Origin of the sequence: Streptomyces sp. NPDC053076 (assembly GCF_044546845.1) — a bacterium.
Lineage (GTDB): Bacteria > Actinomycetota > Actinomycetes > Streptomycetales > Streptomycetaceae > Streptomyces.
In genome coordinates, this window is sequence record NZ_JBITZL010000002.1 from 801388 (window position 1) to 826454 (window position 25067).

Annotated in this window: 28 protein-coding genes, 1 other RNA gene and 2 pseudogenes; 16 read left to right on the forward strand and 15 right to left on the reverse strand. The window is 71.9% G+C overall.

The annotated features are described in order from the left end of the window. The first annotated feature begins 37 nt into the window (after positions 1-37). The 3 genes from ACIGYR_RS10835 to ACIGYR_RS10845 all read left to right on the forward strand — a co-directional run bounded on the left by ACIGYR_RS10835 (position 38) and on the right by ACIGYR_RS10845 (position 2740). Complete coding sequence (locus tag ACIGYR_RS10835; RefSeq protein ID WP_399595739.1) at positions 38-1225, forward strand: thiolase C-terminal domain-containing protein; 1188 nt, start codon at positions 38-40, stop codon at positions 1223-1225. A gap of 154 nt (positions 1226-1379) precedes the next feature. After that, entirely contained in the window at positions 1380-1919 is a 540-nt protein-coding gene (locus ACIGYR_RS10840; protein ID WP_399595737.1) for a SigE family RNA polymerase sigma factor, read from the forward strand. Beyond that, the gene (locus ACIGYR_RS10845; protein WP_399595735.1) at positions 1919-2740 is read left to right on the forward strand and encodes a hypothetical protein; all 822 of its coding nucleotides are present in this window, start codon (positions 1919-1921) and stop codon (positions 2738-2740) included. Before ACIGYR_RS10840 ends, ACIGYR_RS10845 begins: the two co-directional genes overlap by 1 nt. Before the next feature lie 22 nt (positions 2741-2762). Here ACIGYR_RS10845 and ACIGYR_RS10850 read toward each other — a convergent pair whose 3' ends face one another. Together ACIGYR_RS10850 and ACIGYR_RS10855 are read right to left on the reverse strand one after the other, a co-directional pair. Then, positions 2763-3404, reverse strand: a complete 642-nt coding sequence (locus ACIGYR_RS10850; RefSeq protein WP_391838768.1) for a response regulator — start codon at positions 3402-3404, stop codon at positions 2763-2765. 422 nt (positions 3405-3826) lie between these two features. Continuing rightward, positions 3827-5113 (reverse strand): sensor histidine kinase, encoded by a 1287-nt coding sequence (locus tag ACIGYR_RS10855; protein WP_399595733.1) that lies wholly within the window; start codon positions 5111-5113, stop codon positions 3827-3829. Between the two features lie 308 nt (positions 5114-5421). Between ACIGYR_RS10855 and ACIGYR_RS10860 the strand changes: the two genes are divergently transcribed. Genes ACIGYR_RS10860 through ACIGYR_RS10870 form a run of 3 tightly spaced genes read left to right on the forward strand, consistent with a single transcriptional unit; the run spans position 5422 to position 8342 of the window. Next, positions 5422-6279 carry a MaoC/PaaZ C-terminal domain-containing protein gene (locus ACIGYR_RS10860; RefSeq protein ID WP_399595732.1) on the forward strand — a complete coding sequence of 286 codons (858 nt, stop codon included), beginning with the start codon at positions 5422-5424 and terminating at the stop codon, positions 6277-6279. Between the two features lie 37 nt (positions 6280-6316). Next, on the forward strand, positions 6317-7393 hold the full coding sequence (locus ACIGYR_RS10865) for a Zn-dependent alcohol dehydrogenase (protein WP_399595730.1): 1077 nt from the start codon (positions 6317-6319) through the stop codon (positions 7391-7393). A gap of 10 nt (positions 7394-7403) precedes the next feature. Next, positions 7404-8342: a 3-oxoacyl-ACP reductase gene (locus ACIGYR_RS10870; RefSeq protein WP_391838776.1), complete on the forward strand. Its 939-nt coding sequence runs from the start codon at positions 7404-7406 to the stop codon at positions 8340-8342. A 101-nt stretch (positions 8343-8443) separates the two neighbouring features. Here ACIGYR_RS10870 and ACIGYR_RS10875 read toward each other — a convergent pair whose 3' ends face one another. Together ACIGYR_RS10875 and ACIGYR_RS10880 are read right to left on the reverse strand one after the other, a co-directional pair. Further along, positions 8444-8602 (reverse strand): hypothetical protein, encoded by a 159-nt coding sequence (locus tag ACIGYR_RS10875; RefSeq protein WP_399595729.1) that lies wholly within the window; start codon positions 8600-8602, stop codon positions 8444-8446. 96 nt (positions 8603-8698) lie between these two features. Then, positions 8699-9850, reverse strand: coding sequence for a hypothetical protein (locus ACIGYR_RS10880; RefSeq protein WP_399595728.1), 1152 nt, complete (start codon positions 9848-9850; stop codon positions 8699-8701). A gap of 187 nt (positions 9851-10037) precedes the next feature. Between ACIGYR_RS10880 and ACIGYR_RS10885 the strand changes: the two genes are divergently transcribed. The 3 genes from ACIGYR_RS10885 to ACIGYR_RS10895 are packed head-to-tail and all read left to right on the forward strand — an operon-like array spanning position 10038 to position 13179. Further along, complete coding sequence (locus ACIGYR_RS10885) at positions 10038-10877, forward strand: Nif3-like dinuclear metal center hexameric protein (RefSeq protein WP_399595726.1); 840 nt, start codon at positions 10038-10040, stop codon at positions 10875-10877. Between the two features lie 13 nt (positions 10878-10890). Beyond that, positions 10891-11634: a zinc ribbon domain-containing protein gene (locus ACIGYR_RS10890; protein WP_399596506.1), complete on the forward strand. Its 744-nt coding sequence runs from the start codon at positions 10891-10893 to the stop codon at positions 11632-11634. Positions 11635-11646: 12 nt separating this feature from the next. Beyond that, the gene (locus ACIGYR_RS10895) at positions 11647-13179 is read left to right on the forward strand and encodes a bifunctional RNase H/acid phosphatase (RefSeq protein WP_399595724.1); all 1533 of its coding nucleotides are present in this window, start codon (positions 11647-11649) and stop codon (positions 13177-13179) included. Here ACIGYR_RS10895 and eda read toward each other — a convergent pair. The 3 genes from eda to ACIGYR_RS10910 form a co-directional block, all read right to left on the reverse strand. Further along, positions 13151-13813, reverse strand: a complete 663-nt coding sequence (eda, locus tag ACIGYR_RS10900; protein ID WP_399595722.1) for a bifunctional 4-hydroxy-2-oxoglutarate aldolase/2-dehydro-3-deoxy-phosphogluconate aldolase — start codon at positions 13811-13813, stop codon at positions 13151-13153. The genes ACIGYR_RS10895 and eda overlap by 29 nt on opposite strands. 72 nt (positions 13814-13885) lie before the next feature. Then, positions 13886-14668: a peroxide stress protein YaaA gene (gene yaaA / locus ACIGYR_RS10905; protein WP_399595720.1), complete on the reverse strand. Its 783-nt coding sequence runs from the start codon at positions 14666-14668 to the stop codon at positions 13886-13888. A 95-nt stretch (positions 14669-14763) separates the two neighbouring features. Continuing rightward, positions 14764-15009 carry a hypothetical protein gene (locus tag ACIGYR_RS10910; RefSeq protein ID WP_400014190.1) on the reverse strand — a complete coding sequence of 82 codons (246 nt, stop codon included), beginning with the start codon at positions 15007-15009 and terminating at the stop codon, positions 14764-14766. A 99-nt stretch (positions 15010-15108) separates the two neighbouring features. On the opposite strand from ACIGYR_RS10910, the gene ACIGYR_RS10915 reads away from it, so the two are divergent. From ACIGYR_RS10915 to rnpB, 3 genes and pseudogenes are all read left to right on the forward strand, one after another. Beyond that, positions 15109-15957 carry an AraC family transcriptional regulator gene (locus ACIGYR_RS10915; RefSeq protein WP_399595718.1) on the forward strand — a complete coding sequence of 283 codons (849 nt, stop codon included), beginning with the start codon at positions 15109-15111 and terminating at the stop codon, positions 15955-15957. A 59-nt stretch (positions 15958-16016) separates the two neighbouring features. Beyond that, positions 16017-16733: pseudogene (locus tag ACIGYR_RS10920) on the forward strand (DMT family transporter); the annotation flags it as partial. A gap of 115 nt (positions 16734-16848) precedes the next feature. Then, positions 16849-17269, forward strand: an RNA gene (gene rnpB / locus ACIGYR_RS10925) — RNase P RNA component class A. 221 nt (positions 17270-17490) lie between these two features. Here rnpB and ACIGYR_RS10930 read toward each other — a convergent pair. The 7 genes from ACIGYR_RS10930 to ACIGYR_RS10960 all read right to left on the reverse strand — a co-directional run bounded on the left by ACIGYR_RS10930 (position 17491) and on the right by ACIGYR_RS10960 (position 21808). Further along, entirely contained in the window at positions 17491-18324 is an 834-nt protein-coding gene (locus ACIGYR_RS10930) for a hypothetical protein (protein ID WP_399595716.1), read from the reverse strand. Positions 18325-18478: 154 nt separating this feature from the next. Beyond that, on the reverse strand, positions 18479-18775 hold the full coding sequence (locus ACIGYR_RS10935; RefSeq protein ID WP_399595714.1) for a DUF6087 family protein: 297 nt from the start codon (positions 18773-18775) through the stop codon (positions 18479-18481). Between the two features lie 46 nt (positions 18776-18821). Next, positions 18822-19985 carry an ATP-grasp peptide maturase system methyltransferase gene (gene tgmC, locus ACIGYR_RS10940; RefSeq protein ID WP_399595712.1) on the reverse strand — a complete coding sequence of 388 codons (1164 nt, stop codon included), beginning with the start codon at positions 19983-19985 and terminating at the stop codon, positions 18822-18824. After that, positions 19982-20941, reverse strand: a complete 960-nt coding sequence (tgmB, locus tag ACIGYR_RS10945) for an ATP-grasp ribosomal peptide maturase (RefSeq protein WP_399595711.1) — start codon at positions 20939-20941, stop codon at positions 19982-19984. Before tgmB ends, tgmC begins: the two co-directional genes overlap by 4 nt. Before the next feature lie 5 nt (positions 20942-20946). Then, positions 20947-21207, reverse strand: coding sequence for a putative ATP-grasp-modified RiPP (gene tgmA / locus ACIGYR_RS10950; RefSeq protein WP_399595710.1), 261 nt, complete (start codon positions 21205-21207; stop codon positions 20947-20949). Positions 21208-21437: 230 nt separating this feature from the next. Continuing rightward, on the reverse strand, positions 21438-21644 hold the full coding sequence (locus ACIGYR_RS10955; RefSeq protein WP_399595708.1) for a hypothetical protein: 207 nt from the start codon (positions 21642-21644) through the stop codon (positions 21438-21440). Next, positions 21641-21808: a hypothetical protein gene (locus ACIGYR_RS10960; RefSeq protein WP_399595707.1), complete on the reverse strand. Its 168-nt coding sequence runs from the start codon at positions 21806-21808 to the stop codon at positions 21641-21643. The genes ACIGYR_RS10955 and ACIGYR_RS10960 overlap by 4 nt, the downstream gene beginning before the upstream one ends. A 232-nt stretch (positions 21809-22040) precedes the next feature. On the opposite strand from ACIGYR_RS10960, the pseudogene ACIGYR_RS10965 reads away from it, so the two are divergent. From ACIGYR_RS10965 to ACIGYR_RS10975, 3 genes and pseudogenes are all read left to right on the forward strand, one after another. After that, positions 22041-22217 (forward strand): annotated as a pseudogene (locus ACIGYR_RS10965) (multiprotein-bridging factor 1 family protein); the annotation flags it as partial. A gap of 93 nt (positions 22218-22310) precedes the next feature. Continuing rightward, a complete protein-coding gene (locus tag ACIGYR_RS10970; protein WP_399596505.1) occupies positions 22311-23294 on the forward strand; it encodes a hypothetical protein in 984 nt (327 codons plus the stop codon). A 16-nt stretch (positions 23295-23310) separates the two neighbouring features. Further along, positions 23311-23664, forward strand: coding sequence for a hypothetical protein (locus ACIGYR_RS10975; RefSeq protein WP_399595705.1), 354 nt, complete (start codon positions 23311-23313; stop codon positions 23662-23664). Positions 23665-23848: 184 nt separating this feature from the next. On the opposite strand, the gene ACIGYR_RS10980 is transcribed toward ACIGYR_RS10975, so the two are convergent. Next, positions 23849-24394, reverse strand: a complete 546-nt coding sequence (locus tag ACIGYR_RS10980) for a DoxX family protein (RefSeq protein WP_399595704.1) — start codon at positions 24392-24394, stop codon at positions 23849-23851. Between the two features lie 126 nt (positions 24395-24520). On the opposite strand from ACIGYR_RS10980, the gene ACIGYR_RS10985 reads away from it, so the two are divergent. Then, positions 24521-24847 (forward strand): nuclear transport factor 2 family protein, encoded by a 327-nt coding sequence (locus tag ACIGYR_RS10985; RefSeq protein WP_391838811.1) that lies wholly within the window; start codon positions 24521-24523, stop codon positions 24845-24847. Positions 24848-25067: the final 220 nt, after the last annotated feature.

The window sequence follows — 25067 nt, forward strand, 5'->3', positions numbered from 1 at the left end:
TGGCGCCTTGGTGGAACACGTTCTAATCTGACGGGCCATGAAGTCCTATGTGGCCGGGGTCGGAATGACCAGGTTCGAGAAGCCCGAGACGCGTGAATGGCAGTACTGGGACATGGTGCGGGAGGCGGGCGGTGCGGCGCTCGCCGACGCCGGGATCGCGTACGAGGATGTGGAACAGGTTCCCATCGGCTACTGCTTCCAGCCCTCCACCGCCGGTCAGCGCGCCGTCTACGAACTCGGCCTGACCGGCGTCCCCGTCTACAACGTCAACAACAACTGCGCGACCGGTGCCACCGCCCTGATGCTGGCCCGCCAGCTCGTCGAGGGCGGCGCCTGCGACTGCGTGCTGGCGCTGGGCTTCGAGAGGATGAAGAAGGGCGCGCTCGGCGGCGGGGCCGGCGGAGGGGACTTCGCCGCGTCCCCCGTCGCCCGGCACTACGGGATCATGGCCGCCCGGCACGGCTTCGCGGCGGCCCCGCCGACCGCGCAGATCTTCGCCGCCGCCGCCCGCGAGCACATGGAGAAGTACGGCACCACCGAGGCGCAGCTCGCCGCGGTCGCCGCCAAGAACCACCGGCACTCCGCGCACAACCCCTACGCCCAGTTCCGGGACGTGTACGACGTCGAGGACATCCTCGCCGCACGCACGGTGCACCACCCGCTCACCAAGCTCCAGTGCTCGCCCACCTCGGACGGCGCCGCGGCGGCCGTGGTCGTCTCGGAGCGGTTCGCGCAGCAGCGGTCCCTGACCGGTCTGGCCGAGATCGCCGGACAGGCCATGACCACCGACACCGAGGAGTCCTTCGCCTCCGGCTCCTGCGTCGACGTCGTGGGACAGCCGCTGTCCCGGGCGGCGGCCCGGCAGGCGTACGAGCGGGCCGGGCTCGGCGTCGAGGACGTCGACGTGATCGAGCTGCACGACTGCTTCTCCGTCAACGAGCTGCTGACGTACGAGGCGCTCGGCATGTGCGCGCCGGGGGAGTCGGGCGGGCTGGCCGAGTCGGGTGCGACGACGTACGGCGGCCGGTGGGTGGTGAACCCGTCCGGCGGGCTGATCTCCAAGGGCCATCCGCTGGGCGCGACCGGGCTGGCGCAGACCGCCGAGCTGGTGTGGCAGCTGCGCGGCGAGGCGGGGGAGCGGCAGGTGCCGGGCGCCCGGGTGGGGCTCGCGCACAACATCGGCCTGGGTGGCGCGGCGGTGGTGACGGTGCTGCGGGCGGTGTAGCCGAACCCGAGGACCCGAGGACTCGAGGACCCGAGGACTCGAGCACCCGAGGACCGAGGACCGAGCACCCCAGGAGAAGAATCTGTCGGGTTCCGCCGATCGAGGCAACGGTCCGGGTGCCTCATGGCCTCCTTCAGACATCTAGGAGGTGCCCATGGGGGACGGGAAGCAGACTCGGAACGAGGAGTTCCAGAGCTTCGTGGTCGGCCGCTGGCCGCGGCTGATGCGTACGGCATTTCTCCTCACGGGGGAGCAGCACGCGGCCGAGGACCTGGTCCAGTCGACGCTCGAACAGGTCTATGTGGCCTGGCGCCGGGTAGGTGCGGCCGACGATCCGGAGGCGTACGTACGGCGCGTGATGATCAACGCGCATGCGCGCAGACATCGCAGGAAGCTCCGGGAGTTCCTGGCGCCGAAGGACGACTCCGGCCTGGTGCGCGAGAGGGCCGACACGGGCGACCGGATCGCCCAGGCCGATGACCGCGGTGCCCTGCTGACGGCGCTCGCGCAACTGCCACCGCGCCAGCGGGCGGCGGTCGTCCTGCGCTACTGGGAGGACCTGACGGAGACCCAGGCGGCGGAGGCCATGGGCTGCTCGGTCGGCACGGTGAAGAGCAACACGGCCAAGGGGATCGCGAAACTCCGCGCCATACCGGAACTGGCGGAGACGGTGACGCACGGAGGGCGGAAGTGATGAGCGGGGACCGGGAGAACCACGACATGACGCAGACGGACATCGCGCTCCTGCTCGCGCACGCGGCGGACGAGGCCGAGATCGGTATAGCCCCGGTCCAGGCCGTCGTGCGCGGCGGCCGGCGCCGGCGGGCGCGGCGCTGGGCGGTGGCGGCGGCCACGACCCTGGTGCTGGCGGGGTCCACGGGGGTGACGCTGGCGTTTGCCGGGCTGCCCGGGGAGCACGGGGACCGGGTGGCGCCGATGGCGCCCGGACCGGCGTCCGCCGAGGAGCGGCATGTGTACGACCCGCAGCAGACGGAGCTGGCGCGGGGGACCGAGCACGGCAAGGAGTGGGAGGTCCGGGTCCAGGTGTGGGGCGCGCCGCGTGACGCGCGGGAGGCGGACCGGCAGTTCGACGCCATGCGGCGAATGGGTCTGGGGCCGGCGGTGGACAAGGCCGCCGACCTGGTCGGCAAGACGTCGTTCTTCTCCGTCCGGTCCTACGGCGACGACCATCCTGTGGTGGTCATGTTCGACACGACCAAGCGGATCGACCGTCTCTCGGGCACCGATCTCCAGGCAGCCGCCGTCAACCTGGAGGAGGCCGACGCCAAGGGCCCCTTCCGGCTGGTGGTCGGTCATGTGGCGAAGACCGCCCGGGAGGTCACCTGCCGCTGGAAGGACGGCAGATCCACCGTGGCCGTGCCGGAGGGCCGCGCGCCCGCCGCCCACCACGGCAGCTCGCTGATCCGCCCGGTGGCCGGCTACCCGGGAGGGAACTGGTTCGTGTGCGTCGCCCCGGAAGGGACGGCCCTCAAGGAGGCCGAGGTGACGAAGTGACCCGCCGCGGGGGCGGCCCCGCTCACAGCCACCCCTGCTGACGGGCCTCCCGCACCGCCTCGGCCCGGTTGCGGGTGCCGGTCTTGCCGATCGCCGAGGAGAGGTAGTTGCGGACGGTGGACTCGGACAGATGGAGCCTGCCGGCGATGTCGGCGACGGTCGCCCCGTCCACCGACGCCTTCAGCACCTCGCACTCCCGGGCCGTCAGCGGATTCGGCCCGGCACTGAGCGCGGCGGCGGCCAGCGCCGGGTCGACGACGGTCTCGCCGGTGAGCACACGCCGGATCGCCGCGGCCAGTTCCTCCACCGGTCCGTCCTTGACGAGGAAGCCGGCCGCACCTGCCTCCATGGCCCGGCGCAGATAGCCCGGCCGGCCGAAGGTGGTGAGGATCAGCACCCGGCAGTAGGGCGCCTGGACGCGCAGCTCGGCCGCGGCGTCCAGTCCGCTCCTGCCCGGCAGTTCGATGTCCAGCAGGGCCACGTCCGGCCGGTGCGCGAGCACGGCGTCCACGATGCCGTCCCCCGAGCCCAGCTGGGCCACGACCTCGATGTCCTCCTCCATGCCGAGTAACAGGGCGAGGGCGCCGCGCATCATGCCCTGGTCCTCGGCGAGCAGTACCCGGATGCACTTGGCGGGCCGACGGCCCCGGGACATCTCGTTCATGGCCTCAGATTACGGCGGCGACCGCGCGCGCCACCTCCGGCCGGCCCCGGATCCGGCAGGGCTTCCGGCTGACGCTCACCGCGCCGACACCCGTCGGTCAAAGACTCGGCATGGCCCGGTGCGGCGGGGCGTGACGGTTTCTTACGGCGCCCGAACAATCGCGTCCGCCCTTCGAGATCTCGAGACTTCGAGAAAACCCTGGACCGTCCGCCGCGGTCCCGCCTGCGGCTCCTGCGGCTCCTGCGGCTCCTGCGGCCCCTTCGAGTCCTGCGGCTCCTGCGGCTCCTGCGGCCCCTTCGAGTCCTGCGGCTCCTGCGGCTCCTGCGGCTCCTGCGGCCCCTTCGAGTCCTGCGGCTCCTGCGCTGCGCCACACCCGGGCGGCGGCTCCCTCGCGTCCTGGCCGAACGACGTCAGCTGGGCGGTCAGCGCGCCCTGGGTGCCGTAGTCGCCGCTGCCCGCTCGTCGACGCCGACCGGAAGGTCGGCGGTGACCGGAAGGTCGGCGGTGACCGTGAAGCCGCCGCGTGGCGCCGGGCCGGCCGTGAGGGAGCCGCCCGCGGCCGCGAGGCGCTCGGTCAGCCCCTTCAGCCCGGTGCCGCCGACGCCCCCGCGGGCGCCCGTGCCGGTTGCCGTGCCGTCGTCCGCGACCGTCAGCCGGACCCGTTCGGCGAATCCCTCCACGGTGATCTCGCAGCGGCTCGCGCGGCTGTGCCGGACCACGTTGGTGACCGACTCGCGCACCACCCAGCCGAGCAGCGCCTCGGTCTGCGGGTCGAGCGGCGTCCCGGACTGGCGGAACACCGGTTCCACGCTCGCCGCGGACAGCGCCGACCGGGCCCGGGTCAGCTCGGTGGCCAGGCTGCCCTCGCGGTAGCCGGTCACCGCCTCGCGGATCTCGGTGAGCGCCTGCCGGCCCACCGACTCGATGTCCGAGATCTGGGCCAGCGCCGCGTCCATGTCGCGCGGGGCCAGCCGGCGGGCCGCCTCCGACTTCACCACGACCACGGACAGCGTGTGCCCCAGCAGGTCGTGCAGGTCGCGGGAGAACCGCAGCCGCTCCTTCTCCACCGCGCGCCGGGCCAGCTCCTCGCGGGCGGCCCGCAGTTCCCGGACGGCCTCGGACAGGCCGAGGATCGCGGCGGTCACCATGCTGGACAGGAAGGTGGCGTAGGCGATGTTCGATGCGTCGTCCCAGCCGCCGCGCACCCAGGAGACGGCCCCCGCGTAAGCCGTGAGCAGCAGGCCGACACGGCCCAGCCACGGCCCGCGCAGGGTGGCACCGGCGGCGAGGCCCAGCAGCGGGAAGAACATCAGCCAGTTGCCGCCGTACCCGAGGGCGAGTCCCGTCGTCACCAGGCCGAGCAGGCCCAGCGCCACCCGGGTGGACACCGACCCGCGCTTGGCCCGGTCGAAGGAGCGGAAGGTGACGTAGATGTACAGGGAGTTGAAGACGAGCAGGCCCAGACCACCGACCCACGGGTTCGGGGTCCGGCCCTGGAGCAGGTTGGAGAAGGACCCCAGGCCCATCAGCAGCCAGGGCAGCAGGGCGAAGCCGGTCGGGGGCGGCCCCGGATGGTCGACGTCCGCGAACCCGTGCTTCCCCCCGGCGGCCCGCCGCGCGGCCTTGAAACGCTCGTGCTCCGCCTTCCACTCGCGCCGTGCCGCCTGCCAGTTCCGCACCTGGCACCGAAGTCTGTCTCGCCCCGTCATGTCCTTGTCTCCCCCGATCAGCCGGTCTCCGCCCCGCGGCGGTTCGACCGCGCAGCGTACGAACCGAACATTACGGAGCCGGACCCCCGCTCCGGCAGATGCGCATGTACGGATCCGGGCAGTACGAATGTCACGGGTGCCGTCCTCGGCTGACGCGGCGTCAGGAGCCTTCACAACTGCGGAGTGCTCGGCTATACAGAGGGCGCCGGACTGGAACGCGTTCTAGAACGGCCCGCAGCGACCCCGGTGCGGCCGACGGTGCGGACGTCCGCGCCGGGGTCTTTCGCCGTCACTGTTTCAGGAGCCCCATGCCCATCGACGCAGCGAAGGCCCTCGCGGCCGAACCCCGGACCGGCGAGATCACCTGGACCCACAAGGACGTGCTGCTCTACCACCTCGGCATCGGAGCCGGCCGGCCCGCCACCGACCCCGACGAGCTGCGCTACACGCTGGAGTCCCGGCTGCACGTCCTGCCGAGCTTCGCCACCGTCGCGGGCAACGGCTCGCCCGGAGTGATCAGCGGGCTGTCCATGCCGGGGGTCGAGGTCGACCTGGCGCGCGTCCTGCACGGCGGGCAGACCCTCCGCCTCCACCGCCCCATCCCGGCGGCGGGCACCGCCACCGCCACCGGCCGCATCGCCGCCGTGTACGACAAGGGCAAGGCGGCCGTCCTGGTCATGCGCACCGAGGTCGCCGACGCCGAGGGCCCGCTGTGGACCAACGACGCCCAGATCTTCGTACGGGGGGAGGGCGGCTGGGGCGGCGACCGCGGCCCCAGCCGCGCCACCGACCCGCCCACCGGCGATCCCGACCGGACCGTCGAGTGCCCGGTCGACGAGGACCAGGCCCTGCTCTACCGGCTCTCCGGCGACTGGAACCCACTGCACGCCGACCCCGACTTCGCCAAGCGCGCCGGCTTCGAACGGCCCATCCTGCACGGGCTGTGCACCTACGGCATCACGCTCAAGGCGGTCGTGGACACCCTGCTCGGCGGTGACGTGACCCGGGTCCGCGGCTACGGCACCCGGTTCGCCGGGGTCGTGTACCCGGGGGAGACCCTGCGCGTGTGCATGTGGCGCGAGCAGGGGCGGGTGCGGGTCACGGTGAGTGCCGTGGAGCGGGACGACGCTCCGGTGCTCGCCGACACCGTCGTTCAGCACTCCTGACAGCACGCCGGAAACAGCCTCCGAGGGGAGCCGCACCATGCGCGCAGCCGTACTGCACGAGACCGGTCAGGAAAAGCTGGAGGTCCTCGACGACGTCGAGGCGGTGGGCTTCGGCCCCGGCAAGGTCAGGATCCGGGTACGCGCCACCGGCCTGTGCCACTCCGACCTGTCCGCGATGAGCGGGGTGCTGCCCCAGCCGGCCCCCTTCGTGCCCGGCCACGAGGGTGCCGGTGAGATCCTCGAAGTCGGGGACGGCGTACGGCACGTGAAACCCGGTGACCGGGTCGTCCTGTGCTGGCTGCCGGCCTGCGGGGCCTGTCCGGCCTGCACCCGCGGGCAGACCCAGCTGTGCCTGGCCGGATTCATGAACGCGGGCACCCCCAACTTCCGGCGCACCCGCGGCGACCTCTTCGGCTTCGCGGGCACCGGCACCTTCGCCGAGGAGGTGGTGGTCGACGCGGGCTGCGCCGTGCCCCTCCCCGAGGACGTGCCCTTCGACATCGCCGCGCTGATCGGCTGCGGGGTGACCACCGGTCTCGGTGCCGCCCTCAACACCGCTGACGTGGCGCCCGGTTCCTCGGTCGCCGTGATCGGCTGCGGGGGCGTCGGCATCTCGGCCGTCCAAGGGGCGCGGCTGAAGGGCGCCGCCGAGATCGTGGCCGTGGACCCGGTGGCCTCCCGGCGCGAGTCCGCCCTGAAGTTCGGTGCCACCAAGGCCGTCTCACCGGAGGAACTGGCCGACGCCAGGCAGCAGGTCACCGGCGGTGAGGGCTTCGACTACGTCTTCGAGGTCGTCGGCAGGTCCGCCACCGCCCGCACCGCCTACGAGAACACCCGGCGCGGCGGCACCCTCGTCGTGGTCGGCGCCGGCGCCATGGACGACTTCCTCCGGCTCAACATGTTCGAGCTGTTCTTCGACGAGAAGCGGATCCTGCCGTCCATGTACGGCGGCGGCGACATACTGCGCTCCTACGAGCGCACGATCGCCCTGTGGCGGGCCGGCCGGGTCGACCTGGCCGGCCTGATCACCCACCAGGTGCCGCTCGCGGAGATCAACGACGCGCTGGACCAGATGCGCACCGGGACCGCCCTGCGTACCTGCATCGAGATCTGAGGACGGGCCCATGTCACTGCCACTGGAGGGACTCTCCGCGATCGTCACCGGCGCCGGACGCGGCCTCGGCCGGGCCGAGGCCCTGGAACTCGCCCGGCTCGGCGCGGCCGTCGTCGTCAACGACCAGGGGCGACCGGGCCGGGACGGGTCGGGCGAAGCGTCGGCGGGGCCCGCGGAGCAGGTCGCGGAGGAGATCCGCGCGGCCGGCGGCGAGGCCCTCGCGCACTGCGGAGACATCGCCGACTTCACACAGGCCGGTGAACTCGTCCACCTGGCCGTCGCCGAGTTCGGAAAGCTGGACATCCTCGTCAACAACGCCGGCATCCTGCGCGACCGCATGGTCTTCTCCATGGCGGAGGACGAGTGGGACTCGGTGATCCGCGTCCACCTCAAGGGACACTTCAACACCACCCGCTTCGCCGCCGCGCACTGGCGGGAGCGGTCCAAGGCGGCCGGGGCGGCGGTGTACGGGCGGATCGTGAACACCTCCTCGGAGGCGTTCCTCGCCGGGTCCGCCGGCCAGCCCAACTACGCGGCGGCGAAAGGCGGAGTCGTCGGCCTGACCACCTCCACCGCCCTCGCCCTCGCCAAGTACGGCGTCACGGCCAACGCCATCTGCCCGCGCGCCCGGACCCGGATGACCGAGGACGTCTTCGCGGGCTTCGGGCGACCGGACGAGGGTCTGGACCCGCTCGCCCCCGAGCATGTCGCCCCCCTCGTCGGCTATCTGGCCTCGCCGGCCGCCGCCCAGGTCAACGGCCAGCTGCTCGTCGTGCACGGCGGCATGGTCGCGATCGTCGAACGGCCCCGGGTGCGGGCCAGGTTCGACAGCGAGCAGGACACCTTCACGTACGACGAACTCGACGCCCTGCTCACCCCGCACTACGCGGACCGGCCGCCGGGGGAGACCTTCGCGGCGGCGGAGGTGCTGGGACTCAGGCGCGGGTGAACCCACAGGGGCGGCGGGAGGGCTGACGGAGGAAACGGTGCGCACCGCTGGAACAGAAAAGAGGGGGCTCCCGTTCGGGCGCCCCCTCTTCCGCACTGCCGTCAGGCAGCCGCCTCGGCCGACTCGTGGACCGGCTTGCGGTGCCGGCCGTGCGGAACCGTCTCGCTCTCCTGGGCCGAGAGCGGGCCCCGGTGCCGGCCGTGGCCGACGGTCTCGTAGGAGTCGGCAGACAACTGTTCAGTTGTGCTGGTGTCGCTCATCGGACGTATTCACCCCGTCAACATGATCTTTCGTACAGCCGGGCGATTTTAACCGGCGCGCGACGGGCCGAATCCAGGCGCACACGCCAACCGCCACTACTTCGTTACAAGACGTCCCAGAGGCGCCTGTTGCAACGGCACCGGACGGGTCGCCACCGCCGCCGCGGGCTCCGGTTCCACCGCCGCGGGCTCCGGTTCCGCCGTCCCTCGGGCCTGCTCCGGCGGCCCGGTCCGCGGTGCCGTCAGAGCCGCCACACCGCACGGAGTCACCTCCGTCGCGTACGGCAGCCGCAGCACGCCGTCCTCCGTCCACAGCCCGGCCCCCGCCAGCCAACCCTGCGGCGCGGGCAGGTGCCGGACCTGCCGCTCGGCCGGCCGCCAGATGCCCACCCAGGTGCCCAACGCCCCGTCCACGCGCAGCGCCACCGCGCAGTTCTCCGGCGTCAGCACCTGCCCCGGCTGGATCGCGAACGGCGTCACCGCGCACTCCGGCAGCCGCAGGCACTGGGGGAACCGCACCGGCAGGGTGCTGCCGAGCACTCCCCAGCCCAATCGTTCCTGCCCGGGGGAGGGCGCGTCCGAGGAGATCAGCAGCAGTCCGCTGTCGGGGTCGGCGAGCAGCAGCCGGTCGTCGCTGCCGTCCGCGATCTGGAGCAGCGGCGAGACCTCGCCGGCGCGCTCCAGGTCCACCACCACCGTCTTGGTGTGCCCGCCCAGCTCCCGGTCGAGCGCGAGCAGCCGTCCGCCGCGGTCCAGCCAGACCCCGCCCGAGCAGCGCCCCGGCACCTCGGCGAGCCGCTCCGGACCGAACGCCCCGCCCGCCACCAGCCACACCACGCTGGAGCGCGGGCCGACGGCGAGGGCGTACGCCCGCATGCCCCCCGGTGCCGGCGGCAGCAGCGCGAGCCGGGTGCCGGGCTCGGGGCACTCCACCGCGCCCAGCGGCAGTTCGCCGGTGCCGGGGCCGGTCGGGTACAGCAGCGAGAAGGCGTGCCGCTCGGCCACCAGCCGGTGGATCAGCACCCTGCCGTCACCCATCGGCTGCACCCCGGTGCCCGGCTCCTCCGGCTGGTTGCCCGGCAGCGGCACGGCGTACGGCTCGGGGCCGTCCAGGGTCCAGCGCTCCGGGAACCAGGAGTCACCGGCCGGCGCGAGCCGGGCGGCGTACGTACCGTCCGCCGTGATGGCGCACCTCGTCCCGCCGTCCTCCGCGCCCGTCGACGGGGGTTCGATCGCACAGGCCGTCATCGTTCGGTCACCTCCGGCGACGAAGTTAGTTTTCGCACGCGCAAGGGTGGGATCCACCGGCGGCCGCTTCACACGTACGGGTGGCGCAGAAGCGATTCACCTGAAGAAACCGGGGCGTCTGTGCTGAGCGGGGACAGAGCGGACGCATGCGGTACAGCCCCGTCGAACAGCCAGGTAGCCTTGCCCCGTGCCCCGTCTGTCTGAAGTCATCGCCGCGCTGGAGACCCTGTGGCCCGCCGAGCGGGCCGAGTCCTGGGACGCGGTCGGCACGGTCGTGGGCGACCCCGACCAGGAGGTCACCCGGGTCCTGTTCGCCGTCGACCCCGTCCAGGAGATCGTCGACGAGGCGGTGAAGCTCGGCGCCGACCTGCTGGTCACCCACCACCCGCTCTATCTGCGCGGTACGACCACGGTCGCGGCCACGCACTTCAAGGGCCGCGTCGTGCACACGCTGATCAAGAACGACATCGCGCTGCACGTCGCCCACACCAACGCCGACACCGCCGACCCGGGAGTCTCCGACGCGCTCGCCGGGGCGCTGGACCTCCGGGTCCTACGACCCCTCGTGCCGGACCCCACCGATCCGCACGGGTGCCGGGGCCTCGGACGCGTCTGCGAACTGGACCACCCGCTCACCGTCCGCGAACTGGCCGCCCGCGCCGCCGAGCGGCTGCCCGCCACCGCGCAGGGCATCCGGGTGGCCGGCGACCCCGAGGCCGTCGTCCGGACGGTCGCCGTCAGCGGCGGTTCCGGCGACAGCCTCTTCGACCAGGTCCGTGCGGCCGGCGTCGACGCCTTCCTCACCGCCGACCTGCGCCACCACCCTGCCTCGGAAGCGGTGGCCCACAGTCCCCTCGCGCTGCTCGACGCGGCGCACTGGGCCACCGAGTGGCCCTGGTGCGAGCTGGCCGCGAGCCAGCTCGACGAGATCTCCGACCGCCATGGCTGGGACCTGCGCGTCCACGTCTCCAAGACGGTCACCGACCCCTGGACCGCCCACGCGGCGTCCATCACCACCTCTAGCTAACGGGAGCCCCCAACTGAACGCCGCGCCCGCCGACCAGATCCGACTCCTCGACGTCCAGGCCCTCGACGTCCGCCTGCAGCAGCTCGCGCACAAGCGGAGGTCCCTGCCCGAGCACGCCGAGATCGAGTCGCTGACCAAGGACCTCACGCAGCTGCGCGACCTGCTGGTGGCCGCGCAGACCGAGGAGAGCGACACCGCCCGCGAGCAGACCAAGGCCGAGCAGGACGTGGACCAGGTGCGCCAGCGCGCCGCCCGCGACCAGCAGCGGCTGGACTCCGGCGCGGTCACCTCGCCGAAGGACCTGTCCAACCTCCAGCACGAGATCGCCTCCCTCGCCAAGCGGCAGGGCGACCTGGAGGACGTGGTCCTGGAGGTCATGGAGCGCCGCGAGTCCGCGCAGGAGCGGGTGAGCGAGCTGACCGAGCGGGTCTCCTCCGTGCAGTCGAAGATCGACGACGCCACCGGACGCCGGGACACGGCCTTCGGTGAGATCGACGCCGAGGCCGCGTCGGTGACCAAGGAGCGCGAGATCGTCGCCGGGTCCGTCCCCGCGGACCTGCTCAAGCTCTACGACAAGCTGCGCGGGCAGCAGGGCGGCATCGGCGCGGCCAAGCTGTACGCCCGCACCTGCCAGGGCTGCCGGCAGGAGCTGGCCATCACCGAGCTGAACGAGATCCGCACTGCGGCGCCGGACACGGTGGTCCGCTGCGAGAACTGCCGCCGCATCCTGGTGCGCACGGCGGAGTCGGGTCTGTAAGGGGCTTCAGGGGTGAGGGAGTTCATCGTCGAGGCCGACGGCGGGTCCCGGGGCAACCCGGGGCCGGCGGGCTACGGCGCCGTGGTGAGTGACGCGGCGACGGGGGAGACGCTGGCGGAGGCGGCCGAGTACATCGGCGTCGCCACGAACAACGTCGCCGAGTACCGCGGCCTGCTGGCCGGTCTGCGTGCCGCCCACGCCCTCGACCCGTCCGCGTCGGTCCACGTGCGTATGGACTCCAAGCTCGTCGTCGAGCAGATGTCGGGCCGCTGGAAGATCAAACACCCCGGCATGAAGCCGCTGGCCACCCAGGCCAGGTCGGTCTTCCCGCCGGATCGGGTCACCTACGAGTGGATCCCCCGCGACCGCAACAAGCACGCGGACCGCCTGGCCAACGAGGCGATGGACGCGGGGGCGAAGGGGCGGCAGTGGTCGCCCTCGTCGTCCCGGGCCGACCTGGACACCCCGTCCGCCGTACCGGAGCCCTCGGGCCCGCCCGGGGACGCGACGGCGGGTGCGGCGCGGGTGCGGGCGGCACTGGTGAAGGGCGACGCGGCTGCGGAAGGCCGCTCCGCCGGGCCGGCGCCCGCCCAGCAGACGACGCCGGCTGACGACGAGCAGCGCCTGCCCGTCTCCGGTGAGCAGCGCCCCTCGGCCCCCGGTGAGCAGCGCCCCTCGGCCCCCGGTGAGCAGCGCCCCTCGGCCCCCGGTGAGCAGGGCCCGTCGGTCCCCGGTGAGCAGGGCCTGCCCGTCTCCGGTGAGCAGGGCCCGTCGGTCTCCGGTGAGCGGGGCCCGTCGGTCTCCGATGAGCAGCGCCCGTCCGTCTCCGGTGGGCAGGCGCCCTCCGGTTCCGGTGGGGAAGCACCCCTGGCCGCCTCCCGCGAGCAGCGTCCCGGCTGGAGCGCCGCCCCCGACCTCGGCGCCCCCGCCACCTTCGTGCTCCTCCGCCACGGTGAAACCCCGCTCACCCCCCAGAAGCGCTTCTCCGGCAGCGGCGGCACCGACCCCTCCCTGTCCGACGCCGGCCGTGCGCAGGCCCAGCGCGTGGCCGAGGCTCTGGCCAGGCGCGGCACCATTCAGACCGTCCTGGCCTCCCCGCTCGCCCGCACCCGCGAGACCGCCGGCATCGTCGCCGCCCGCCTGGGCCTGGACGTCACGGTCGAAGACGGCCTGCGCGAGACGGACTTCGGCGCCTGGGAGGGCCTGACCTTCGGCGAGGTCCGCGAGCGCCACCCGGAGGACCTGAACGCCTGGCTCGCCGACCCGCAGGCCCGCCCCACCGGCGGCGGCGAGAGCTTCGCCGAGACGGCCGCCCGGATCGCCGCCACCCGGGACGAGCTGGTCGCGGCCCACGCGGGCCGCACGGTCCTGCTGGTCACCCACGTCACCCCGATCAAGACCTTCGTGCGGCTCGCCCTCGGCGCCCCGCCCGAGTCGCTGTTCCGCATGGAACTCTCGGCGGCCTCCCTGTCGGCGGTGGCGTACTACGCGGACGGCAACGCGAGCGTACGGCTGTTCAACGACACGTCCCATCTGCGTCCCTGAGTCCGGCCGCGGTCCGCGCCAGCTCCTCGACCCGGCCCCAGTCCCCGGCGGCCACCGCGTCCGCCGGGACCATCCAGCTGCCGCCGACGCAGCCGACGTTGGGCAGGGCCAGATACTCCGGCGCGGTGGCCCGGCCGATCCCGCCGGTCGGACAGAAGCGGGCCTGCGGCAACGGCCCGGCCAGCGACCTCAAATACGGCGTACCGCCCGCCGCCTGCGCCGGGAAGAACTTCATCTCCCGTACCCCGCGCTCCAGCAGCGCCACGACCTCCGAGGTGGTCGACACCCCCGGCAGGAACGGCACCCCGGCACCGCGCATCGCCTCCAGCAGCACCTCGGTCCAGCCCGGGCTGACCAGGAATCCCGCCCCGGCCGCCGTGCACGCCTCCACCTGTTCCGGGGTGAGCACGGTGCCCGCCCCGACCACGGCCTGCGGGACCTCGGCGGTGATCGCCCGGATCGCGTCCAGCGCGGCCGGGGTCCGCAGGGTCACCTCGATCGCCGGCAGCCCGCCCGCCACCAGTGCCCGCGCGAGCGGTACGGCGTCGGCGGCGTCGGCGAGCACCACGACGGGCACGACGGGGGCGAGATCCAGGACGGAGGCAGCCGAGGAGGAGGGCAGCGGCGGGGTCATGCCCTCATCGTGCCCAGCGGCTGCATCACGCGCAATGGGCGTTGCATATGCTGCAACGCGAGCGGGGGTGGCCTAGTGGATCTCCTCCACCAGCACATCCAGCGCCCACGCCTTGCCCGCCTTCCCGGGCGCCTCCGCCTCCACGGCGTACCCCAGGTCCCGCAGCGCCGCCACCAGCTCGGCGGGATCCTCCGGCACGGCCCCGGCGGTCAGCAGGCTGCGGACGATCCGGCCCTTGGTCGCCTTGTTGAAGTGGCTGACGACCTTCCGGGTCGGCGCGTGCAGCACCCGTACCGTCGCCGTCCGCCCGGCCACCTCGCCCTTCGGCCGCCAGGCCGCCGCGTACGCCGAGGACCGCAGGTCCAGGACCAGCCCCGCCCCGGCCGCCTCCGGCAGCACCTCGGCCATCGGTGCCCGCCAGTGCCCGGCCAGCGCGCCCAGCCCCGGCAGCTTCACGCCCATCGAGCAGCGGTAGGAGGGGATCCGGTCCGTCACCGGCACGGCGCCCCACAGTCCGGAGAACACCAGCAGCGAGTCCGCCGCGCGCCGCCGCGCGTCCGCGTCCAGCGTGCCCAGGCCCAGGGCGTCGTAGAGGACACCGGTGTAGATCTCCCCGGCGGGGCGGGCGGCGGCCGTGCGCAGCCCGGCGTTCTTCGCGACCTCGCCCCGCAGGCCCTCGCTCAGCCCGAGCACCTCACGGGCCTTCTCCTCGTCGCCGGAGCACAGCTCCACCAACTCCCCGAGCACGGCCTCCCGCGCGGCGGTGAGCCCCGGCAGGGACAGCGACCGAAGCTCCAGCGGGGCACCCTCGCCCGAGTTCGCCTTGCCTTCGGAGGGCGGCAGCAGGACCAGCAACACGTACTCCTTACGTAGACCTCCGCGCCAGGGTACGGCGTACCGCCCACCCGGCCCCGGCCCGCGCTCGCCGTCCGCCCGCCGCGAGCTCCGCGTCACCGGGCGAGGGCCCGGACGAGGAAGGCGGAGTCGTCGGCGGCCGGCCCGTCGGCGTCCAGGAGTGCACCCAGCCGCTGCCGGCGCTCCCGGACCGACGCCCCCTGCCGGACCAGGTGCCCGTCGAGCTCGGACGCCGACGTCGCGGCAGCGAGCCGCTGCCGGCGCTCCGGACCGACGCCCCCGGACCAGGTGCCCGTCGAGCTCGGACGCCGACGTCGCGGCAGCGTCGAGCGGCTCCCCACACGGTGACCCATGACGGCTGACGCCGACCTGGACGCGGCATGGAAGCGGGGCCTTCCGGTGTTGCATCGCTGACGGGTGTACGGCGGAGGGACAGGCCCATGGGGGAGCAGGCACGGTGGACACGGGCCAGACTGGGCCGCTGCGGGCCCCCGCTCGACCTGCTCACCGCGAGCTTCCGCCGGCACGTCTACGCCCCGCACGCCCACGACGAGTACACCATCGGGGTCTGCGTCGGCGGCTCCGAGATCATCGACTACCGGGGCGGCCACATCCGCACCGGCCCGGGCCGGATCGTCGTCCTCGAACCCGGCGAGATGCACACCGGCGGCCCCGGGAACACCACCGACGGCTACGCCTACCGGGCCCTGTACGCCGAGCCGTCCCTGCTGGCCGACGGCACCCTCGGCGGCCTGCCGCACTTCCGCGAACCCCTCCTCGACGACCCCGCGCTGGCCGCGGCCCTGCGCACCGCCCACACGGAACTGAGCGCCTGCCCCGACGCCCTGCAGGCCGAGTCCGTCCTGCCCTGGCTGCTGACCGCCCTCGCCCAGCGCCACTCCACCGCGAGACCGGCCCCCGGCCGCGTCCCCGGCGCCGGCGCCGTGGCCCGCACGGTCCGCGACCGCCTCGCCGACGAACTCACCGACCCGCCGTCCCTCGCCCTGCTCGCCACCGACCTCGGCCTCTCCCGCTACCAGCTGCTGCGCGCCTTCCGGACGACGATGGGCATACCCCCCTACGCCTGGCTCGCCCAGCACCGGGTGGCCAAGGCGCGGGCCCTGCTGGAGAGCGGCCTGCGCCCCGCCGAGGTGGCCCCCCTCGTCGGCTTCGCCGACCAGGCGCACCTGACCCGCTGGTTCCGCCGGGTGCTCGGGGTGACCCCCGCGGCCTATCGCAACAGCGTTCAAGACAGCCCGGGACCGGGAGGCAGACACTCGGCCGCATGACTGCACGCGGCTGGTTCCTGTTCTCCCTGATGGGAGTGGTCTGGGGCATCCCCTATCTGATGATCAAGGTGGCGGTGGACGCGGTGTCCCCGCCGGTGGTGGTGTTCACGCGGTGTGCGCTCGGCGCGCTCCTGCTGCTCCCGTTCGCCCTGCGCCAAGGCGGCTTCGGCACGGCGATACGGACCCACTGGCGTCCCCTGCTGGCCTTCGCGGTCCTGGAGATCATGATCCCCTGGTTCACCCTCACCGACGCCGAACGGCACCTGTCCAGCTCGACGGCGGGCCTGCTGATCGCCGGGGTGCCGATCGTCGGCGTGGTCCTGGCCCGGTTCCTGGGCGACACGGAACAACTCGGCGTCCGCCGGGTGGCGGGCCTGTCGCTGGGCCTCGCCGGCGTGGCCGTCCTCACCCTTCCGCACCTGACCGGCGGAGACGCGCGTTCGCTGGCGGAGGTCCTGCTGACGATCCTGGGCTACGCCACCGCCCCGCTGATCGCGGCCCGCCATCTCAAGGAGGTCCCGTCCCTCCACCTGACGACCGCCTGCCTGACCCTGGCCGCCCTGGTCTACGCCCCCGCCGCCGCCCTGACCCGCCCGTCCGCGCTGCCCTCGCCCACCGTGCTGGCCGCGCTCGCCGGGCTGGGCGTGGTCTGCACCGCCGTGGCCTTCGTGGCGTTCCTGGAGCTGATCAGGGAGGCCGGTCCCACCCGGGCCACGGTGATCACCTACGTCAATCCGGCGGTGGCGGTCGCCGCGGGCGCACTGTTCCTGTCCGAGCCGCTGACCCCCACGGTGCTGGCCGCCTTCGCGCTCATCCTGACCGGCTCGGTCCTGGCCACGGCCGCCGGTCCACGGCGAGCCGATCGCCCGGTACCATGGTCGGCACGGCAGACGAGCCGGGCGGACGGCCGCGTGGAGTCCCCCTAGGGGGCTTCCCGAGGAACGTCCGGGCTCCACAGGGCAGGGTGGTGGCTAACGGCCACCCGGGGTGACCCGCGGGACAGTGCCACAGAAAGCAGACCGCCGAGGCTGTGCTCTTTTGAAGAGGACGGCTCTCGGTAAGGGTGAAACGGTGGTGTAAGAGACCACCAGTGCCCAGGGTGACCTGGGCAGCTAGGTAAACCCCACCCGGAGCAAGGTCAAGAGGGGCGCCGTGAAAAGCGCCCTGCGCGGACGTTCGAGGGCTGCCCGCCCGAGTCCGCGGGTAGACCGCACGAGGCCGGCGGCAACGCCGGCCCTAGATGGATGGCCGTCGCCCCGGCGTCCGCGAGGACACCGGGGAACAGAACCCGGCGTACAGCCCGACTCGTCTGCCGCTTAGGGCTTCTGACCAGTAAAAACGCAGGGCAGAGGCTTTTTTCGATGTATGGGCGGGTCTCGCTGGACCCTGGTCCGCACCGGTTCAAACGGGACCGTGCGACTACGTACGTAGCCACGAAGGTAGCCATGCCTCGTGGCGTCGGGGAGCCCGGGCAGGTGCTTACCTGGCCCGGGCCTTTTGCGGCGCAGCGAGCGGCGTGCTCACTCTTTATGGCTACGCCTGTGTTTCTCCAGGTTCTGGGCGGCGATCTTGTGGCGGCGAATCGGTCCGCTTGCGCTCGTCCAGCCACGCTTCGATACCGTCAAACTTTTGGGCCGGAGCGTCAAACGGGATGAGTGGGACGGGCGAAAGGCTGGCCAATGCTGCGGCCAGCTCGGGATTCGGCAACGCGGCCACAGAAGGCTCAAGCTCCTCGATTCTGGCCAGAATGCGGTGAAGCTCCTCATCCATGGCCTTCAGGTCCAGCGTGGCCCCGTCCACCGCAATCGTCCCCGCCTGCGCATCGACAAGACGCATGGGAGGCGCAGGGAACCCCGTTACAGCGCCAGCCTGCAGATCCTCAAGTGTTGGGCGGGGAAGGTGGACGATCCATTCGTCCAGGCGCTCATCAAAGTGTTCGCTACCGTTTCGAACCTCCCGAGCCGCCAAAGGAGACTCGTCCTCCACGGCGAGTGCATCTCGCAGATATGCGCCCCGGGCCTTCCGCCACCGCAAGCCTTCGTCGGTCTGCCCCTTGCCTTTCTTCTTAACGGGCCACAACATCCTGGAAACCTTGCCGGTGAAGCTGAGGAGGTCCTCGAAGCAGATCCAAGCGGTCGGCGGTACCGGAGCACTTCGGGCGAGCTCGACCAGGGCTTCCAGAGCTGCCAGTGCATAGCGGCATCGCGTGCCAGCCAGGTCAGGTAGACCCTCTGTGCCCAGAGGTCCCGAGATACGTCGTCGCTCACGGGCGTCATTGTGGCGTTCGTCCGCCATTAGGCGGAAGCGATTTTCAGATGCGTTTGGCTCGAGTCGGCTGTCGGCGCGGTGGGAAAGACCCCTGGTCACGTGTTTCTCCTGGCCGGGGATCTTTCTGGATTGCGGATGAAGCTCGTTGCCGGGGAGCAATGCTCAAGACCTGTGGATCGGGTCCGGGGAGGACGCGAAGGGCGTACCTTCCCGAGTGATCCATTGATGTTCTGACTATTACTCGTTGCCGGGACTATCGCGGTGTCTGAGGCTTCCGGTGCCTGCCGGTTCCGGGACCGAGCTTCGGCGCCGACCCCGAGGCTGGGGCGACCTTGTTATCGGGGTACAGGATGCGCTGTGCCTCGGCGAGGTTCACCGCGCAGCCGTAGAACTCCCAGATGTGCCCGTTCCATCGCTCGATCACGCGGGGTGCGTCAGGATTCAGATGCGCCCCCTGCAGGCCTTCGCCAGGGACGAGAGGGGCCGCGCGGAGCTGTCCCATCTTCATGTCACGGCGCTTGACCCATTCGGAGAGCGGTTCGTCGTCCATCGTGCTTCCTACGGGCTGGGGGGCGGCTCCCTCGGAGGGTAGCGGTTCAGGCGAGCCGGTGTTCCAAGCGCAGCGACGGGCAGTCGTCGATCCAGTACACGTGGGACTGGTCGGTGACGCGGAGTCGCACCGCATCGATATCCGGAGCCCCGGCGTTCTGCCAGGCGACAAGGGAGCGTTCGATGTCGTCCCACAGGGCCACGGGGCCGCCTTGGCGGACGGTCCAGCTCTCGCCGTCGGAGATGAACTCGACGAACGATTCTCGCTCCGGATCGAAGAGGTACCGCAAGGGCGAGCCGTCGCTGCGGGCGCCGCGGACGAACTGCGCACCGGGTGCGGCGAGCTGCGCGAGGAATGCGGGCATCCACTCCTCTAGGACGAGGGGAGACACCAGCGCGGGCCGCTTACTGTCTGCGTAGGCGGTGCGGGCAGAGAGGTCGCCGGCCAAGGGGGTCACTGCCTGGGACCGCGCCTGCATGAAGGAGGAGCGTCCGATGATCGCACCCTCGGCGGTGCCGTTATCGCCAACGGTGACCTTTGCGAGACCGGTTCCCCAGGGCCAGGAGCCGACCGTGCTGAGGACGATGCCACCGGGCTTCGTCTGCCGGACCCATGTGTACGGGATGCGACGCACCGCGCAGGTGGCGATGACCCGGTCGTACGGTGCCCGGTGCGGATGGCCGAGAAGCCCGTCGCCCGTCACCGTCCACGTCGAGTAGCCGACGGATTCCAGGGCGGCATCGGCGCGTGCCGCCACCTGCGAGTCGACCTCGACCGTGGTGACGTTGTCCTCGCCGAGGTAGTGGCACATCAGAGCCGTGGAGTAGCCGGTGCCCGTGCCGATCTCCAGGACGCGGTGTCCCGCCGTGAGGTCCAGGGCCTCCATCATGCCGATGACGGTGGTCGGGTCGGTCGAGGACGACGTGGGCACGCCCACGACGGGTTCGCTGGCCCGGTCGGCGGTGAGGTGGCCGTCGAGCTGGGTGGTGAGGGTGTCGACGCTGTACGCGATCTTCAGCCACTCGTCCGGGGCGGTACCGAGGGCGGTGACGGGCCGCCAGGTCCGCCCCTCGTCGAGGAAGACTCCAGGATGGAGGAACCGCTCGCGGGGGATGGTCTCGACGGCCCCGCGCAGCCAGGGGGACTTCAGGACGCCCTTGTTCGCGAGCACGGCCACCATGCGGCGCTGCTCGGATGCCGGGTCGGTCATCGGCGGTCTCCTTGCACGAGTAGGTCGGCGAAGGCGGCGGACATCGGGAGGCCGATCTCCTTCTCCAGCCACCCCCACTGTCCGTTGGGGTTCAGCTCCAGCCACCAGTAGACCCCCGCCCGGTCCACCGCGAGGTCGAAGCTCCCCGATACCAGCTCCAGACGGTCCAGGTAGGCGTGCAGTGCCTTGTCCACGCTGTCGGGGAGGTGTTCGACGGTGTATGTCAGGACGCTGTAGTCCTTGCGCCAGTCCAGCAGTTCGGAGTCGATACGTACGGCGAAGGTGTGCGGGCCCACGATCAGGACGCGGAGGTCGGCGACCTTGTCCACGCGGGCCTGGAACAGGTGCGGGGTGATGCGAACGCTGTCGTCGATCTCGTCGGCGGTGACGGGGTCGGCCCAACCGGTCACCGGCACGCCGTCGCGCGCGTACCGGGTCCACCGCAGCGTCTTGAAGATCGTGTCTCCTTGAGTGCGGATGAACTCGCGTGCCTCGGCGGGGTCGTTGGTGACGAGGGCGGACGGGACGGTGAAGCCGAGCTGCTGGGCGAGGGCGAGCTGAGCGGGTTTGTAGTCGGCCGCGGCGATGCGTAACGGGTGGTTGACCCAGAGCGGGCCGTCCAAGGCATAGAGCGTGCCCCCGAGCCCGTAGCGGACCTGCGCCGCCGCGAAACGGGAGTCGTCCGGGGACAGGTGGGGGAACGACGGCCACTCCGGGCGGCGCCAGTACACCGATCGGACGCGGGTCAGGTCGGCGGTTCTCGACGGGGTGCGCACCTGCCCGACCACAGGGGCCGGGCAGGTGCCGAACCGAGCCGAGACCGTAAGGCCCTCGCCGATGTCGGCGAGGTTGAACCGGACCACCGGCACATCGCGCCGGTTGAGCTCGGTGATCACCATGTCGGCGGTGATGTCGTCCGCCTCGGTGGCCACCAGAACCGGCCTCTCCTCGGTCATGGTCATCAGTCCTGGCTGCTGTCCTGATCGTGACCCTGATCGTTCTTGGAGTCCGAGTTCGTCGTCGTGGAGGTCTCGGTTCCGGAGCTGGTGCCGTGCTTGCCCATCTCGACCACCTGGCCGGCGCGGTCGCGGAACACCCCGAGTTGCGTCGTGGCGTCGATGGCGACCGTGGCGTGGGGCCGGCGGATGGTCGTCGGGTAGGGCGCGAGTCGGCCCACACCCCACGGCCGCGTGGGGGCGGGGAATGCGACGGAGGCGGTCATGGGACTCCTTGGGTTGAAAGTGGAGTGGCGCAGGAAGTCGCTCACCCAGACGCGGGACGTCCCCGCAGGCAAGGGCCTGATAGGGGTGAGCGGGGCTTGAACGTCTGCTCCTACGGGGGCAGAGCTGGCTGTTCTCCCCCTGGCTCTCCCTGAGCTGGGGGTGGGGAGGGATCCGGCACTGTTCTCCGCCCGCGCCGGTACGGTGCGGACGGCGATCCGTGGACACGGCCTCAGGGGCGAGCCGCCTGGATGTTGTCGGCCGCGGTCGTCCACTCGACGCCACTCTCGGGCCGGATGTGCGCGACCCGGACAGTGCCGTGGCTGTGGAGCTCGTGCGTGACGGCGACGAGAACGCCCTCCCCGCGCGAGGCGACGTCGCGGACGTTCGTGTTCAGGAGCGGGTGCTGCTCGTAGCCGTCGGGCCCGACCGGGTTCACGTCTCCGTCTCCTGCCGCGTCTCGCTGCGGCGCATGAACTTCTCCCAGCCGCTGGCCGCCCGTACCCGCAGAGCCCGGCTCGGCGCACCCGGTTGGGGCTCCGACGGCGTGTACGTACGGCCGCTGGCGCCAGGGTTCCTGCGGGGCAGTTCGGAGGTTGTCACGCGGTCGCTCCTCTCTGATGGGGCAGCAGCTGGTCGCAGCCTGGACGGGACGGGGCGCGCGGCCCGTTGTCTTAGGGGAGCCGCCTGGGGGGTCCTTCAACCTCCGAGCGGTGTGTGACCAGTGAACGGCGATCCGTTACCGTCTTCCAGAGCGGACCCCGCGCATTGCCCAGGCGTTTTCCGGGCGTCGGGTGTTGCGAGTGAGGAAGGCGCTCTTCGTGAGGGGAGTCCGATGGCTTTAAGGCGTAGGCGCTTTGCCGAGCGGCGGGTGGCAAAGGGTTACTCTCAGGAGGAATTCGCAGAAGCGCTTACGGTGGCCGCGTCCACCGTGGTTCGTTGGGAAAGTGGCCGCGCCACCCCACAACCGCACCAACGGCCCAAGATCGCCAGCCTGTTAGGAGCCACCCTCTCCGAGCTGGAAGGGCTTCTCTTCGAAGAACAGCCAGCCGAAACCGCCGTGCTTCCTGACAACCCACCCCTCTTCCATGGTGATGATGACGATATGAAGCGCCGCGATGTCCTGGGCCTGCTCGCCGTCACGGGTGCGCTGGTCACCCTGCCCGGGTCGGACGAGGCTCCGCGAGGACACACAGTGGCGGCGCTGCTGGAGACAGGGGAGGAGCTACACCGCAGCCTGTGGCAGGTCTTCACTCTCTCGGACTCCAAGCCGACCGTCTTCCCGGCGGTCCGCAAGCAGCTCGACGTCCTGACGAAGGGCCTGGCCGAGGCGCGTACCGCAGCGGACCGGGCCCCGCTGTGCACGATGACGGCCGACCTCTACCAGCTCGCCGGCGAACTCTTCTTCGACGCCAACCGGTACACCGACGCCGCCCAGTGCTACACGCTGGCTGCCAACGCTGCTCATGCTGGTGGTGACCACGACCTCTGGGCCTGTGCCATGACCCGCCACGCCTACGTCGAGCTGTACGCGCGCCGTGCGCCCGCTGCCCAGCCCCTGCTGGCGGTGGCCTCCCGGATCGCCCGGCGGGGCGACAGTGCACTGTCCACCCGCCACTGGGTCGCCGCCGTCCAGGCCCAGGTGTGCGCGGCCATGGGCGACATCGACGGCTGCGTCCGGGCCCTAGACGAAGCCGAGAAGGTGCACTCCCTCGACGGCCACTCCCACAACGGCGGCTGGCTCCGCTTCGACGGTTCCCGCCTCCCCGAGGAACGAGGGGCCTGCTACCTCCAGCTCGGCCGTCCCGACCTCGCGGAAGATGCCCTCACCGCAGCCCTCGCCCAACCGCTGTCCCTGCGCCGTCGCGCCGCCGTACTGAGCGACCTTGCCGTCCTCGGGGCCCACCGGGGTGACATCGATCAGGTCGTGCAGTACGCGGAGGCAGTGCTTGGTCTGGCCGACCGGTCGAACTCGGGATTCATCGGCAAGAAGCTGGACGGACTTCGGGGGCGTCTTGCTCCGCTCATGTCCGATGGTCGAGTCTCGGATCTGGATCACCGAATCGCGGCGCTTTCGCGCACCGCATGACGAGAGGGACACGTGCATGAGTGACGGTCGGATCTTCCGCGAGGCATGGATCGCCGGTGTGAACAAGCACTACCCCGGTGAGCCGAAGCCCGGCTACGTCACTCCGTGGGACGAGACGCCCGAGTGGGAGCGCGAGGCTGCCGCCGCAGTATACGGACAGGTGCGTGACTTCATCGGGATCAGCGCAGGGCACGCCACACGGCTCACCCGCGAGCAGAAGGGCCGCTTCGTCGCGATCTGCTGGACCGCCCAGATGTTCAAGCATTTCGAGGACCCGAAGCCTGGATACGTCGCCGACTGGGATGACCTGCCGACCTGGCAGCAGGAGACGGACTCGGACATCTTCGAGCGCATCGAGCAGACCGTCTGAACCCTGAGAACGACGAAGCCCCCGTCCGGGCCGCTCCGGGGCGGGGGCGTCTCCTCACGTACCCATCAAGGTAGCCACAGAAGCGCCCTCCCTGCGCGTTTGCGCAGGTCATGGCGTTGCGGTAGCTCTCCCCGGCGTACAGCCCGACTCGTCTGCCGCTTAAGTCTCCGCCCAGCAAAGACACTCACTCCTCGAACAGTGCCTCCTGCTCGCCCGCCGTCTGCCGCCGCACCCGCCGGTTGCGCGCCCCCACCACCACGGCCGTCGCCGCCGCCGTCACACCGAGGGCGGCCGGGACCATCCAGCCGCGGTCGAAGACGTGCCCGAGGGCATGGTCGAGGGAGAGCCGGCCCGGGCCGGCGACGGCGAGGCCGACCGCCGCCAGACCCAGGCTCGCCGCGTGCTCGTAGCCGCCCTCCTGGGCGAAGAAGCCGTTGGGCGCGTGCACCGTCGCCGCCCCCGCCATCGCGCCGGCCGCCGCCGCGCCCGCCGCCGGGGTCGCGAGGCCCAGCGTCAGCAGCGCGCCGCCGCCCGCCTCCGCCAGACCCGCCGCTGTGGCGCTCGCCCTGCCGGGCGCGTAGCCGACGGACTCCATGAACTGGCCGGTGCCCTCCAGGCCGTGCCCGCCGAACCAGCCGAACAGCTTCTGCGCGCCGTGGGCCGCCAGTATCCCGCCGGTGCTCAGCCGGAGCAGCAGCAGGCCCAGATCGCGTCGGTCGTAACAGCTCACGGTGACTCCCGGCAGACAGGCGGACAGGTCCCTCTCGTGGCCCACCCTCGCACCGATGGGGCCACCCGGCCCGTCCCGGCCGCCGTTCGGGTGGCGGCCCGGGAGAAGCGGTGTGAGCCTGGCGCCATGACGATTCAGCCGACCAGGCTCAGCGATCCGGCCGTACGGGCCTTCGTCCACGCCGTCAACTCCCACGACCGCGAAAGCCTCATGGCCCTGCTCGCGCCGGATGCGACCATGGCCGACGACGGTTCCGACCGGGACCTCGCCGAGTGGATCGACCGGGAGATCTTCTCCTCCCGCGGGCACATGGACGTCGACAACGAGTCCGACGGCGGCCGTACCCTGCTGGCGCGCTACCGCAACGACACCTGGGGCGAGATGCGTACGAGGTGGTCCTTCACCGTCGAGGACGACGGGCGGATCTCGCGGTTCGAGACCGGACAGGCGTGAACCGGTCGACCAGGCCCCCGGGGCGGGCGTTCGCGCAGGCTTCGACTCCCGGCGTCGGAGCGTGGGGGCCGGCAGGTCCCCTCAGGGCAGCGCCGAACCTCCCGCCCGCAGAAGGTCCTTGATGTCCGCGGGTGGTGAAACCGGGGAGGACTCATCGGATTTTCATGACGCGGCAAATTCCCTGCCGTTCCGCGCCTTCGCTCGCGAAACCCCTGCTCGA

What these genes read in the sequence shown, in the direction of transcription:
- ACIGYR_RS10835 (WP_399595739.1), top strand. Translation starts at nt 38, where the DNA reads ATGAAGTCCTATGTGGCCGGGGTCGGAATGACCAGGTTCGAGAAGCCC.
- ACIGYR_RS10840 (WP_399595737.1), top strand. Translation starts at nt 1,380, where the DNA reads ATGGGGGACGGGAAGCAGACTCGGAACGAGGAGTTCCAGAGCTTCGTG.
- ACIGYR_RS10845 (WP_399595735.1), top strand. Translation starts at nt 1,919, where the DNA reads ATGAGCGGGGACCGGGAGAACCACGACATGACGCAGACGGACATCGCG.
- ACIGYR_RS10850 (WP_391838768.1), bottom strand. Translation starts at nt 3,404, where the DNA reads ATGAACGAGATGTCCCGGGGCCGTCGGCCCGCCAAGTGCATCCGGGTA.
- ACIGYR_RS10855 (WP_399595733.1), bottom strand. Translation starts at nt 5,113, where the DNA reads ATGACGGGGCGAGACAGACTTCGGTGCCAGGTGCGGAACTGGCAGGCG.
- ACIGYR_RS10860 (WP_399595732.1), top strand. Translation starts at nt 5,422, where the DNA reads ATGCCCATCGACGCAGCGAAGGCCCTCGCGGCCGAACCCCGGACCGGC.
- ACIGYR_RS10865 (WP_399595730.1), top strand. Translation starts at nt 6,317, where the DNA reads ATGCGCGCAGCCGTACTGCACGAGACCGGTCAGGAAAAGCTGGAGGTC.
- ACIGYR_RS10870 (WP_391838776.1), top strand. Translation starts at nt 7,404, where the DNA reads ATGTCACTGCCACTGGAGGGACTCTCCGCGATCGTCACCGGCGCCGGA.
- ACIGYR_RS10875 (WP_399595729.1), bottom strand. Translation starts at nt 8,602, where the DNA reads ATGAGCGACACCAGCACAACTGAACAGTTGTCTGCCGACTCCTACGAG.
- ACIGYR_RS10880 (WP_399595728.1), bottom strand. Translation starts at nt 9,850, where the DNA reads ATGACGGCCTGTGCGATCGAACCCCCGTCGACGGGCGCGGAGGACGGC.
- eda (WP_399595722.1), bottom strand. Translation starts at nt 13,813, where the DNA reads ATGACCCCGCCGCTGCCCTCCTCCTCGGCTGCCTCCGTCCTGGATCTC.
- ACIGYR_RS10915 (WP_399595718.1), top strand. Translation starts at nt 15,109, where the DNA reads ATGGGGGAGCAGGCACGGTGGACACGGGCCAGACTGGGCCGCTGCGGG.
- ACIGYR_RS10935 (WP_399595714.1), bottom strand. Translation starts at nt 18,775, where the DNA reads ATGGACGACGAACCGCTCTCCGAATGGGTCAAGCGCCGTGACATGAAG.
- tgmC (WP_399595712.1), bottom strand. Translation starts at nt 19,985, where the DNA reads ATGACCGACCCGGCATCCGAGCAGCGCCGCATGGTGGCCGTGCTCGCG.
- tgmB (WP_399595711.1), bottom strand. Translation starts at nt 20,941, where the DNA reads ATGACCGAGGAGAGGCCGGTTCTGGTGGCCACCGAGGCGGACGACATC.
- tgmA (WP_399595710.1), bottom strand. Translation starts at nt 21,207, where the DNA reads ATGACCGCCTCCGTCGCATTCCCCGCCCCCACGCGGCCGTGGGGTGTG.
- ACIGYR_RS10970 (WP_399596505.1), top strand. Translation starts at nt 22,311, where the DNA reads ATGAAGCGCCGCGATGTCCTGGGCCTGCTCGCCGTCACGGGTGCGCTG.
- ACIGYR_RS10975 (WP_399595705.1), top strand. Translation starts at nt 23,311, where the DNA reads ATGAGTGACGGTCGGATCTTCCGCGAGGCATGGATCGCCGGTGTGAAC.
- ACIGYR_RS10985 (WP_391838811.1), top strand. Translation starts at nt 24,521, where the DNA reads ATGACGATTCAGCCGACCAGGCTCAGCGATCCGGCCGTACGGGCCTTC.